This window comes from Lacrimispora sp. 210928-DFI.3.58, from assembly GCF_020554865.1.
Lineage (GTDB): Bacteria > Bacillota > Clostridia > Lachnospirales > Lachnospiraceae > Enterocloster.
The window spans coordinates 1-12,042 of record NZ_JAJCIC010000063.1 but is presented as its reverse complement, the minus strand read 5'-3'; the positions used below and the strand labels follow the sequence as shown (position 1 = coordinate 12,042).

Below are 12,042 nucleotides of genomic sequence, written 5' to 3'. Positions count from 1 at the left end.
ATAGACCATGTCTATTTTTATGAAATTGAATTTGCGAAACTAATTATACGTTATCCATCGCAAAGTCATATCTCATTCGGACGGTCATTCAATTTTAAGGATGTACTATCGTTGTGGCTCAATTTGGACAAACAAAAAGAGCCAATTACACAGAGCATCAGAAATCGGCGGGAGCGTGGCTCTCGCTTCAAAATGATGTTCTATGTAATCGGCTCTGAAGATCAAAGTCGGGTTCTGCTTCACACAGCTCCCGCCAACAGAACCACAGGCGTGATGGAGCAGTTCGGCACTTCCGGTGTACCGATACCGTGTCGGATGAATCCGACTATCTCTCAATATGTTTGAACACTTCTATATTCAGTTGTATGCAACGATCGACCTGTTACACCAATATTATACAAATACAGGCTATTTCTGTCAACGTTGCAAATGCAAAATATGTAAGAACAATGCTCTTTTACTCAAACAACCTATTAAAACAGAACACTCATTGCAAAATAAACTCGCCCTTGTTCATCATCCAAAATTTCATCTACAGAAATCATCTCTAAGCATTGCATCATATACACCATAGACCATATTTCATCAAACTGAGAAGATAACTCCATGTGTTGTTCAATCAAATCTTTTGTAATGGTATATGGTGAAAAATCAGGAGCACCATATAGATAGTCACCGTTAAGTAATTCTGCTATTTTCTTTGCTAACTTTGAATTTCTTACAGCAGTTTCGTAAGAAAAACTCTGTAAAGGTTCACGATTGAATCCGTAAATGCTATCGGCTCCAATGGGATCTCCCCAATAAGGAAGTATATATAATTCATAATCATCTTTGTCAATAGGACACCATGTCTCCATAATTTTATAAAAGCGAATCATGAAATTATGAAGCACGCAAAAATCTTCTTCGGACAAAAAGCTGCCTTGACGAATCAAAAAGTGGGTTTCATTATTTCTCAGCTTTTGCAACAGCTCAAGTTCTGTTTTTAACGATTCTCCCTGCGCAAGGCTTCTGCCAAATAATTTCTTATGTAATGAAATTAGTTCGTTAAATTGAATTGTGTTAAATTTTGAAAGGTCTTCATTTGACAACGTATCAAAAAAACTATTTAAATCCGTTGCCTTGAAATAATCGAGTAAGAGTTTTGCATCAGCTTCATTTTTTGCTTTTCTTACTTCTGCAACCCTGTGATCATTATCATTCAACAGCATTTGCTTCATAATAAGTTCAACAGCATTATGAAGTGACGACACAAAATTTTTCTGATACTGGAGTGTTGCTTTTCCATCCTTTATATCATCACAAAAGCGTATGGCAGCCGCCCACGCTTCAAAGGCATTTTCCATCAATACTGGTTTCATATCTTGCTCCTTGTTCTTTTCTCTTCAAAAGACAGGTGCCCATGTCAACGATGGGAGAAGCACGTTCATCCTAACCGTTAACATGAGCGGTTCACTTGTTATTTAAAATGATTGAGCTGTTTCTAACTCGCAGGCTTTATCGTACAGATTATCATAATGCAAAGTCAGAATGTTTTGCTGGGTTGCTTTGTTTCGACGATCACGATAAGTAGCTTCGTTGTAATCCTCACGCAAGCCTGCGACCACAGCATAGTGGAAGCGGCTTGAATCATATTCTGAAAATTCCTTCGGAAGTGAGGATTTGTTGCTGTACTTGGTGATCGTCACAAACGATGCAGAAAAGTGTGCTTCGATTTCTGCTTTCCAATCATAAATTTGATAAGTACCTTTTCTAAAGGCTTCTCCCTCGTGTCCAGATTTCAAGGTTGTTCTTCCATTAGGGTGTTCAAGCTCGACAAATACAAACTCATAGCCGCCAGAGCTTTTTCCTATCAACAAATAATCGGCAATGTACTTACCTAAAGCAAATTCCGGGAAGACATATGCATCGTGGTGGCCAAAATTATAATACTTAAATACACCAGCAATAATATGATAAGCAGGTCTGTGATTAATGAAGCGAAGAACGTCTCTTTCGTTTGTGTTTGCATCATGAATCAAGGCACAAAATTCTTCATTTAGTTGTTCCATATTACCTTCCTTCTGGAAATCAAACAACTCTACATGATTGTTAGGAAATAAACTTTCGTAGTGTCGAACTGCTACTGGATACAATCGCCTATGATTTATTTTACCAAATCTTCTGTTTCCAACACTTTCTCTCTCGGCACGCAAGACATCTTCATACAGTTGTATTTCCTGGTTGGTAGGAGGGATCTTTATATAATCTCGTTTATATAAATTCATAATGTTTCCTCATATAATGTCAATTAAAGCTTGTACATAGAATTTACCGCAATGTTGCTCATTGTTTGCTCTCTGTGGTGAATTCCAAAATGTCATCGACTCCACAATTGAGAGTCTTGCAAATTTTCTCGATAGTATCGAGAGATATATAATTATCACGTTTGATTCGGGTAATTATATTGGCACTAAAGCCCGCTTTTTCCATCAGCTCTGCATTAGTCATACCCTTGTCAATCAGTAAATGAAATAACTTCTTGTAGGTTACACCCATGGCGATCCCTCCTTACATTAACAATCATTATATAACGAAAGCGTGAATAATTCAATTAGTATGATTGACATCGCACGATAATAAAACACTTCTGTCCAAGTTGGTCAGAAGTTGAACAGCTTACCTCTTTGCGTTTAGCAAAGTGGTAAGCTGTTTCATTATCACGTATTATAAACTTGTCTGATTATGGTTTGCCTGATATGTTGAATTAAATGCGCTATCAAATAGCCACTTTCTAAACGACGGGTTGTTCTGAACTTCTCTAAACAACTCCAGGCCGCTCTGCATACTATTCATGACTGCTTCGTGAGCAGCACGATCACTTTCATCTCGGGCATTCTGCTTGTCAGAGAACTGCATTGCATTATTGTACTTCTCATCCCTGCGGACACTCTCGATTATATCGTTGATCTGCTTCTTGATTTTGTCTTCATCCGTCCACTCGATATTACCGAAGATATCATGGAATTCCTTCAAGATGTTTGTGAGCGTATCCAGTTCCGGAACATCAACCCCTACACTGGTGCTAACCGGAATGGGATCGATTTCGCCGTTTTCGTTCTCAAGCTGAATCCTCATAGTCTGCTGCGCTTCTGCACGGTAACTCTCCAGATCTACATCTTCAAGCAAGCCCTCGGTATAATCCTCACCGTCCGGCTTGGGCAGCTTAGGCACCAGAAGGTTCAAGAAAATGGAGAGCTTTTCCCACTGAACACTACCATACGGTAGAATAGCAGACAGAAAATTATAGGTTCGCACAAAAGTTTTAGCACTACTCTTAAACTCAATCTGGTCTTCAATAATCAAATCCTTATAGACCTCAACACACCTATCCAGGATCGGATCAAGTTTTTCACGAGGTTCGATTGCCAGATAACGTTCCACGAAAGTATCTACATCCGACTCGCTGTAAACCTGAATGGATTCCATGGTATCAATCAAATCATTCAGTTTATTTACATCGGTCTCGCCAGACAGAATTGTGGTTTTATAATACCTGTCAAAGGCTTCTTTGATAACTCCAGGCTTGTTCACAAAGTCCAGAATAAATGTATCTTTCTTGTCAGGATGGCTTCTGTTTAAACGAGATAGTGTCTGGACTGCCTTAATATCTGCCAATCCTTTGTCTACATACATAGTGTGTAGCAGAGGTTCGTCAAAACCAGTCTGGAATTTGTTTGCGACAATAAGAATGCGATAGGGATCGCCCTTAAAGATTTTCTCAATCTTGGCACTCGGGAATCCATTCAGATCTGCTTCTGTAACCTGTTTGCCCTCATACTCGACAGAACCGGAAAATGCCACGATTGCCTTAAAGGGGCTCTTGCGTTCTTCCAACAGCTTAGAAATCGCTTTGTAATATTCGATAGCACGTTTAATGGAACTGGTGATAACCATAGCTCTGGCCTTACCACCGACTTTTCCTTTGGCAATCACTTCTGTATGGAAATGCTCAACCATAATGTTAGCCTTTTCGTGGATAGCATACTGATTGGATTCCACATAGTAACGAAGCAATCGCTGTGCTCGTTTCTTATCGAACTGCGGATCATCCTCAATGGTTTTCGCCAACTTATAATAACTCTGTACCGGGGTGAAATGACGCAGTACATCCATGATGAAACCTTCCTCAATGGCTTGCTTCATCGTGTACACATAGTGAGGCTCCGGCTTTGTTGTTCCATCGGGCAAGCGTATCTTCTTACCGAACATTTCCAAAGTTTTATTCTTGGGCGTTGCGGTAAACGCAAAATAGCTTGCGTTCTTTACCATCTTGCGCCCCTCGATGATTGTATTGATCTTGTCTTCCAGATCATCTTCATCGTCATAGACGCTACCAGAGAGCACCATGTTCATCTTTGCAGACAGACTGCCGTTCTGGCTGGAATGGGCTTCGTCAATCAGAATGGCAAAGTTTTTATCCTTATGTACTTCGCCAATATCGTCCAGAATGAACTGGAATTTATGAACGATGGTAATAATGATCTTCTTGCCCTCATTCAGCAGCTGTTTCAGTTCACCGGAACTCTTTGCCCAGCCAACCGTTGCGGATACCTGCATAAACTGTTTGATGGTGTCCTTAATCTGCTTGTCCAAATTGATACGGTCAGTCACAACGATAACCGTGTCAAAAATCTCTTTGCCGCTGTCACTTTTCAGTGTGACGAGCTGATGTGCCAGCCATGCGATGGAATTAGACTTACCGGAACCTGCGCTGTGCTGAATCAGATAGCGTCCGCCCACACCATCACGCTTTGCATCACTAAGCAGGGATTTCACCACAGAAAGCTGATGATAACGAGGGAACACCTGCTTGTATTTTGTGGCTCCCGTGTCTTCATCCTTTTCTGTAATTACCTGTGCGTAGTTCTCAATAATGTTAGATAACTCATCCTTGGTCAGAATCTCTTTCCAAAGATAATCCGTTTTGATTCCATTGGGATTCGGAGGATTTCCTGCACCATCATTGAAGCCTTTGTTGAACGGCAGGAACCAGGATTTCTTGCCTTTCAGCTCCGTGCACATTCTTACTTCATTATCGTCAACAGCGAAGTGAACGATGCATCGTTTGAAGCTGAACAGTACCTCATCTGGAGTACGATCATTTTTGTACTGCTCGATTGCATCAGACACATTTTGCTTGGTCAGCTGGTTCTTCAGCTCCATAGTGATTACCGGCAGGCCGTTGATGAAAATACATACATCCAGTGCCAAACGAGGGTTGAAGCTGGAATATTGCAACTGTCTGGTCACACTGAAGATATTCTTTTTGTAGTATTCTGCAGCCTCCGGATTGTGAGCAGAAGGACGCACATAGAACAGATCCAGACGCAGATGCTTATAGCGCATACCTTTGCGGAGCAGCTCTATGACACCATCGCTTTTCAGTTTTTTGTCCAACTGCTTGAAGAAACGATCTTTTTCCAGATCACTGTCCAGAATGTGCAGCTCATCCATTGCTTTCTTCTGAGTAGACAGCAGAAAACGGAACAGTCTGTCCTCATCAATGGCATATTGCTTGTTGTACTCAGTTGTGACACCTTGTTCATAGCCATTGCTATTTACCAGAGTATCCACAATCAAGGTTTCAAAACCATTTTCCTTTGTATTACTCGGCATCCTCTGCCACCTCCTCCACATCTTCACCGGTATCATCGGTGTCGATTTCCGTATCTTCATCTGGCGTGTATTCCGGGATAACTACATCACGAACATCAATCTGTCCAGTCACAACATCAGAAATCAATCTGGTTCGGTATTCTCTAAGATACTCAATATGTTTTTCAACTTCTTTTTTGAGCAAGTCAATCTTTTCTGTCTCTTGCTCAATGTATTCAACAATTTCACGTTGTTCTTCAATCGGAGGAACAGGAATATCATAATTCTTAAAATTTATTGCAGGCATACGCCATCTTCCTTTATTGGCTGCACCACGTCCCAGTCCGTAGAAGATTTTACGCTTGTATCCCAACTGGAATACATATAAGAAGTATTTCAAATCGGTTCTTTCAACATCAATTGCAGAAAATACTCGATAGTCTGGACTTGTAACCCCAAAAAAGTCAGAAAGCCCAATAAAACCGGTTAGCAAGTCCATGTGATTCATTGCATAATCGCCAGGATATACAAACTGGTATTTCGAGTAATTGGCAGCCATTTGGCCTTCATTAGAGGCAATGTCTTTTACTTTTAAGCCCTGCTGCGTAATAGATATTACATCATAACCTTCCTTGCCAGCAATGCGCTTCTTGATTTCGAAATGTTGCTTAACTTTGTTGAACTCCCAATGTGCAGGAATTTCTTTAACCCAGTTTGCTTCTACAGGTTGCATTTCAACATCAGCATGAACGCCATGTGTTACTGCCTCATTTATTACTGTCGTTTTTCTTTCATCTAACAATTTAATCTGCTTCTGATAACCATGAATCAAATGATTGATCTTGGAAACCTGCCAATCAAGATAGCGGACAATTTGATCCTGCTCACTGCGAGGAGGAACTGGAAACTTTGTTGCCATAAAGGAAGGATAAGGAATAACCTTCCTGAGACCAGAATACAACGGTTTCAGTGCCTTTGTATTGTCCAGTGCAAGATAATAGTAGTAGAAATATTCACTGTTTATATCATGCGGATGAAATACATCATATGCGCCTGTAATCATTCCGTGATTGTGCGACAGCCCTACTGTTCGTGGTGTCTCATCCACATCAAATAAGCAAAAAACGAAATCCCCTTTATCTACGACTACATATTTATCATAATCCTTTGAGAATTTTCCTTTTCCTTCAGATAAATCTCTTATTATTACACCATTAACACTTAAGGAAAGCAACGTGTAATTATCAGCGTTCTTTCCAACAAGTTCTTTATGTTCTTCAAGAACATTCTTGTGACGCATGAGATCCCAATGTGACGGGACTCCTTGTGGATACCACGGGAGGCCTATATCTTTATATTCTTCGTACCTTTTCATGCTAAGCCTCCTAAAATCTCATCCAGAAGGCCATCGGTTTCACGTTCAATCGCACGGATGTCCATGGTGATTTCTTCCAGAGTGCGTAACTGCACGGGCTGATAAAAATACTTTGTAAAAGAAAGCTCATATCCGACTTTCTCTGTACCCGGCTTGAGGAACACATCAGGTGCATAAGGCTGTACTTCGTTTTTGATAAATGCTTCGATACCACCTTCATAAGTAAATGGTACAATTTCCTTATCAGAGTTAGGCTTTATCGGCTTACCTTTCTTATCCAGAATTGGCTGACCGTTTTCATCATACTGCGGCGTGTAGACCGGAACTTCCCAGTAACCGAACTCAGAATTGTCAAAAACCTTGCTGTAACGCTCATCAGCCTGATCGAATGCCATGTACAGTTCCAGAATATAATCTCTAATATTCTTGTCGATTTCACAGTTCTTTTCACCAAGATTCTTGCGAAGCGACTTCTTGAAAGAAGTAGCATCAATCAGCTGCACCTTTCCTTTGCGGCGCCCCTCTTTTTTATTGGCAAGAATCCAGATATAAGTACCAATGCCGGTGTTGTAGAACATCTTTTCAGGAACTGCGACGATGGCTTCCAGCAAATCTTGCTCCAAAATATACTGACGCAGATTGGAAGGTCCCTGACCTGCTTTGCCGGTAAACAGAGAAGACCCGTTGTGCACCTCCACAATACGACTGCCCAGAGCTGTGTTTTTCTTCATCTTGCTGATGTTATTGGCAAGGAACAGCATCTGCGGATCTCCAATATCGGGAATTAGAGAGAAGTCTTCACCCTTATAGTTCACACGGAAACGGGTGTCAGTAATCTCATCCTTTTTAATATCGCCCCATGCCTTCAGGTCCGTTTTCCAAGGTGTACCGAAAGGAGGATTGGAAAGCATAAAGTCAAAGGTTTCTCCAGAGAAACCATCATTTGAGATGGTGGAACCGAAGAAGATATTGTTTGCCTGTACACCCTCGCCCTTAACCAGCATGTCACTGCGAGCGATGGCATAGGTTTCGTCGGAATTCTCCTGCCCGTACAGATGGATCGAAACATTCTTTCCGAATTCCTTAGCCACTTCTTGCATTCTACCTTCGGCAACCGTCAGCATACCGCCGGTGCCGCAGGCTCCATCATAGATACGGTAGGTGGTACTTTGAATTTTATCTTTCACAGGAACGAATGCCAAATCGGTAATCAGCTCCACGATATCACGAGGGGTGAAGTGACGTCCTGCATCGGTAATGTTGGTTTCTTCGTTGAATTTGCGGATAACTTCTTCAAACACCGTGCCCATGGTGTGGTTGTCCAGAGCAGGCTGAATTACATTACCCTTGGCATCGCAAATCGGACGGTTGGACAGATTCACGGAAGAATCCGTAAACTTGCTGATCAGCAGGCCCAGAATGTCATGCTCAGAGAGTTTGTCAATCTGATTTCTGAATTCAAAGCGCTTGATAATATCCTGTACATTCTGAGAAAAACCGTTCAGATAGAGAATAAAGTCGGATTTCAGCTGTTGCTGGTTGGTGCGGGATTTCAGATCCGACAAAGTATAGGGGGAGCTGTTGCAAAAAGCTTCTCCCGCTACGCTGCACAGAGCTTCGTCCTGGTCGGTAATACCGGCAGCATCCAACTGCTCCTTCATTTTCAAAACTTTCTCTTTGGTGGGTTCCAGAACTGCGTCAAAACGGCGGATAACCATCATAGGCAGAATAATCTTTCTGTAATCACCCACATCATATGTATCTACGAGACAGTCATTTGCGATTCCAAACAAAAAGGAAACGATCTGTCCAAAATTTGCTTTTTCCATTATTGTCCTGCCCTTTCATCCGTAAGTTCCATAATATCGGAGATGTCGCACTTCAGAGTGTTGCAGATTTTCACAAGCACCTCAGTGTTGACATTTTCATTCTTACCAAGTTTCGCAAGTGCTGCGGTTGTAATTCCAGCTTCTTTACGGAGCATCGTTTTCGTCATATCCCTGTCAATCAACAGTTTCCAGAGCTTCTTATAGGATACTGCCATGCTTATCTTCCTTCCTATATAAATCAAATATCTAAAAATTAGATTTCTGGTTTAATTATATAACAAGATATCAAAAAATGAAAGCGGTGAAGCAGGCTTTTGAAAAAATTCTCAAAAAAATGTGGTTGACTTTCTCTGTATCACTGCATATAATAGTGTTAGGAATCAGCGAACACGCTTATTCCCGTCAAGGAGGAAAGGACTATGAATGGCAAGTTCGGAGAATTCATCGCTGAAAAGCGAAAATCCCGTGGATTGACACTACGTGGACTGGCTGCCGAATTAGGGATTGTACCGGCATACATGAGCGACATTGAAAAGGGGAATCGCTATCCCCCTGATAAAGACAAGCTGTATGAATTGGCCCGTATTCTGTGCCTGTCCGAAGAAGAAACCAACACCATGTTTGATCTGGCCGCAGGCGAAAAGGAGAATACAGTATCTCCCGATCTGCCGGAGTACATCATGGGAAATGAGCATGTCCGTGTTGCACTTCGTATGGCACGTGACAATAATGCCTCCAGTGAAGTATGGCAGAAGGTCATTGAGATGATGGAGGAACAAGAGTGAGGTAAGAAATAAGCGTGATCCATTACAACTACTCTGCGCATCAGTTGGAAAACGAAGCCGAAAAGCTTCTGACCCAATTTGACCCTGAACGTTTAAAAAAGCCGAAGCCCATCGACGTCTATGCCGTTATTGAAAAGTGCCTGGGTGTTGACTACGACTGGAAGTACATCACTCCAGATCAGTCTATTCTCGGCGCAACCGCCTTCAATGCTGGCTATGTGTGGGTGTGGCCCGAACCCTGCTATCGAGAGGGTATGCTTCCCTCAAAGGTTTTTCTTTCCAAGGGAAGTATTCTCATTGATGCTACTCTGACTGAGGGGGATAATAGAGGGCGTGAAAACTTCACCGTGATGCACGAAGTATTTCACCAAGTTCTGCACAAGAACTGTTTTCGCCGTGAAACGCCCGACTATATTCACAGCACAACGCAGGTAGCCTTGAATGGGAAGAAAAGTCTGAAAACGTCGCTGGATTTTATCGAGTATCAGGCGAATGCGTGTGCAGCGGCGTTCTTGATGCCGCAGAATGTGGTTCGAGATGAGTTCAAAAAGCGAAGCAGCAACTTAGGCTCAAAATACCCGCTTCCGTGCGACTACATGGTAGAGAGCATTATCTGTGACATGGCGGATGCATTCAGCGTGTCTAAGCAGGCCATGCGCTATCGATTAAACTCGCTGAAGATGATCACATTTGATGTACCCCCTATCCAACTAAAAATCTCAATTTAAGGGAATCTTCCGATTCCCTTAAATACAAGCCGATCGTTAGAAAAAAGCGAACAGGCGAATATGCGAACATCAAAGGAGGTGATGCCTTATGCGCAAATAAAAAGAGCGGCAATCTGCTGCAACAGATTAACCGCTCATTCAAGATATGTACATTACCAAAATATCACGACTGGCTTGCTCGGTCAAGCCGAAAGGAGCAGAATTATGTATAAACATTACTATATCAACAACAATCAGACCTTAAATCCCGGCCTTCATCATGAAGTCCACACCAAGGAACACGCCGCTCAGCTTGGTATCCGTAGCACTCAGTATGTTGGCTACTTTGCAAGCGAAGTGAAAGCTGTTACTCAGGCAAAGAAAATTTATTTTGATGCGGATGGCTGTGCAACCTGCTGTCCGAAAGCGCATAGGGGGTAATTAATATGGCACGTTCTTCTCATCATGTTGTTCACAATTCCAACGGAGGTTGGGATGTGAAGCGTAGCGGCGCTCAGCGTTCCAGCGGCCATTTCGCAACCAAGGAACAGGCCGTAAACGCAGGAAGACAAATCAGCCGAAATCAGGGCACCGAATTCGTTGTTCATGGTATGAACGGGCGCATCCAGTCCGCAGACAGCCATGGGAACGATCCTTGCCCGCCGAAGGGTTAATTCAGGGAGGTGAATATCATGGCTGTACATCATGGTGGTAAGGTTGGTAAAGCCGGTAAGACCTTGGCGTCTAAAAGTTCTTCTAAGTCTGCGAAGAGCAAGGCTGGGAAGACTCTGGCCAACCACAAAGCGAAAGCGCATTAAAGAAAAGGTGCCTATGTTGCCGCATAGGCACCTGTTTTTATGTGTAATGCAGATTTATTCTTCCATGACTTCTAACATCATTCGTGCGCCTAACTTAAAGCCATTCTGAAAAATCAAACATTCTGTATTGGTTTGATGCTCTCGCACACAATCTGTGTATTACTCAAACAGTTCTTTCTGCTCGTCCGTCATAGTGGCTTTGAGTTTTTCTTCGTTCCTGCAAATCAGCTCCAACAGTTTCTTGTATTCTTTGCAAGAGGATGTGTCATATTCTGTTGGCTCGATATTACCATACCAAAATTCTTCAAGGATTCTCATACTGCATCCTCCTCGTAGATCATCTCACGCAGAACAATTTCCTCGGCTCGGTTGCGGATGCTGTTCATAGCTCCAACCCACGCCATCTGATCATGCTGCTTCATGCTCTCTGTCACGCCCTCAGCGGCTTTCATTTGCTCAATGATGAGTTCAAGACGGCTCTGTGCCTGCTCGTTTAAATCAGCCAGATAAGTCCACAGCTCACCGCTAAGACACAGATCGTTGAAACGGATAGGATTATGCTCCTTGATATAATCTCTGTGCATACGCCCCCAACGACCAATAGGCCTGGTTTCCTCCGTTAAGCGAATATCGGGAATATAGTAATCGCCACAGCGAATGTAGTTTAGTTCTTGCATCATATGTACCTCCAATAAGATTCAAACATTCTGTTAAAGATAGAAAAAGGCGATACCTGGTTGTGAAAACCAAGTATCGCCAATTCTTCTTGTCGCACTCCTGTACGGCAGCTACCCTATGTCAGTAATGTTCTCATACTGTCTTATTGGAAACTACCCTTTGCTGCTGTTTTTACAATCTCTGCAAACTTTCGCCTGGCGTGAGACCAGCAGC

Annotated in this window: 13 protein-coding genes and 1 pseudogene; 5 read left to right on the top strand and 9 right to left on the bottom strand. The window is 42.4% G+C overall.

Annotated features, from left to right (window positions below):
* Nucleotides 1–345: hypothetical protein (locus LIZ87_RS21090; protein WP_227149108.1), on the top strand; the 345-nt coding region annotated here is incomplete at its 5' end.
* A 128-nt stretch (nt 346–473) separates the two neighbouring features.
* On the opposite strand, the gene LIZ87_RS21085 is transcribed toward LIZ87_RS21090, so the two are convergent.
* The 7 genes from LIZ87_RS21085 to LIZ87_RS21055 form a co-directional block, all read right to left on the bottom strand.
* Entirely contained in the window at nt 474–1,361 is an 888-nt protein-coding gene (locus LIZ87_RS21085) for a hypothetical protein (protein WP_227149107.1), read from the bottom strand.
* A gap of 102 nt (nt 1,362–1,463) precedes the next feature.
* On the bottom strand, nt 1,464–2,267 hold the full coding sequence (locus tag LIZ87_RS21080) for a Shedu anti-phage system protein SduA domain-containing protein (protein WP_227149106.1): 804 nt from the start codon (nt 2,265–2,267) through the stop codon (nt 1,464–1,466).
* Nucleotides 2,268–2,325: 58 nt separating this feature from the next.
* Complete coding sequence (locus LIZ87_RS21075) at nt 2,326–2,538, bottom strand: helix-turn-helix domain-containing protein (protein WP_227149105.1); 213 nt, start codon at nt 2,536–2,538, stop codon at nt 2,326–2,328.
* A 168-nt stretch (nt 2,539–2,706) separates the two neighbouring features.
* Nucleotides 2,707–5,658: a type I restriction endonuclease subunit R gene (locus tag LIZ87_RS21070; RefSeq protein WP_227149104.1), complete on the bottom strand. Its 2,952-nt coding sequence runs from the start codon at nt 5,656–5,658 to the stop codon at nt 2,707–2,709.
* Nucleotides 5,648–7,012: a restriction endonuclease subunit S gene (locus LIZ87_RS21065; protein WP_227149103.1), complete on the bottom strand. Its 1,365-nt coding sequence runs from the start codon at nt 7,010–7,012 to the stop codon at nt 5,648–5,650. The genes LIZ87_RS21070 and LIZ87_RS21065 overlap by 11 nt, the downstream gene beginning before the upstream one ends.
* Nucleotides 7,009–8,841, bottom strand: coding sequence for a type I restriction-modification system subunit M (locus LIZ87_RS21060; RefSeq protein WP_227149102.1), 1,833 nt, complete (start codon nt 8,839–8,841; stop codon nt 7,009–7,011). The genes LIZ87_RS21065 and LIZ87_RS21060 overlap by 4 nt, the downstream gene beginning before the upstream one ends.
* A complete protein-coding gene (locus tag LIZ87_RS21055) occupies nt 8,841–9,056 on the bottom strand; it encodes a helix-turn-helix domain-containing protein (RefSeq protein ID WP_227149101.1) in 216 nt (71 codons plus the stop codon). The genes LIZ87_RS21060 and LIZ87_RS21055 overlap by 1 nt, the downstream gene beginning before the upstream one ends.
* A 204-nt stretch (nt 9,057–9,260) precedes the next feature.
* Here LIZ87_RS21055 and LIZ87_RS21050 point away from each other — a divergent pair, with 204 nt between their 5' ends.
* From LIZ87_RS21050 to LIZ87_RS21035, 4 genes are all read left to right on the top strand, one after another.
* Nucleotides 9,261–9,626, top strand: a complete 366-nt coding sequence (locus LIZ87_RS21050; protein WP_227149100.1) for a helix-turn-helix domain-containing protein — start codon at nt 9,261–9,263, stop codon at nt 9,624–9,626.
* Between the two features lie 14 nt (nt 9,627–9,640).
* Nucleotides 9,641–10,354, top strand: a complete 714-nt coding sequence (locus LIZ87_RS21045; protein WP_227149099.1) for an ImmA/IrrE family metallo-endopeptidase — start codon at nt 9,641–9,643, stop codon at nt 10,352–10,354.
* Nucleotides 10,355–10,558: 204 nt separating this feature from the next.
* Nucleotides 10,559–10,774 carry a hypothetical protein gene (locus tag LIZ87_RS21040; RefSeq protein WP_227149098.1) on the top strand — a complete coding sequence of 72 codons (216 nt, stop codon included), beginning with the start codon at nt 10,559–10,561 and terminating at the stop codon, nt 10,772–10,774.
* Nucleotides 10,775–10,779: 5 nt separating this feature from the next.
* Nucleotides 10,780–11,007 (top strand): DUF2188 domain-containing protein, encoded by a 228-nt coding sequence (locus LIZ87_RS21035; RefSeq protein WP_227149097.1) that lies wholly within the window; start codon nt 10,780–10,782, stop codon nt 11,005–11,007.
* A 198-nt stretch (nt 11,008–11,205) separates the two neighbouring features.
* Here LIZ87_RS21035 and LIZ87_RS22760 read toward each other — a convergent pair.
* Together LIZ87_RS22760 and LIZ87_RS21025 are read right to left on the bottom strand one after the other, a co-directional pair.
* Nucleotides 11,206–11,469: pseudogene (locus LIZ87_RS22760) on the bottom strand (DUF6809 family protein).
* On the bottom strand, nt 11,466–11,831 hold the full coding sequence (locus tag LIZ87_RS21025) for a TnpV protein (RefSeq protein ID WP_227149095.1): 366 nt from the start codon (nt 11,829–11,831) through the stop codon (nt 11,466–11,468). Before LIZ87_RS21025 ends, LIZ87_RS22760 begins: the two are co-directional and overlap by 4 nt.
* Between the last annotated feature and the right edge of the window lie 211 nt (nt 11,832–12,042).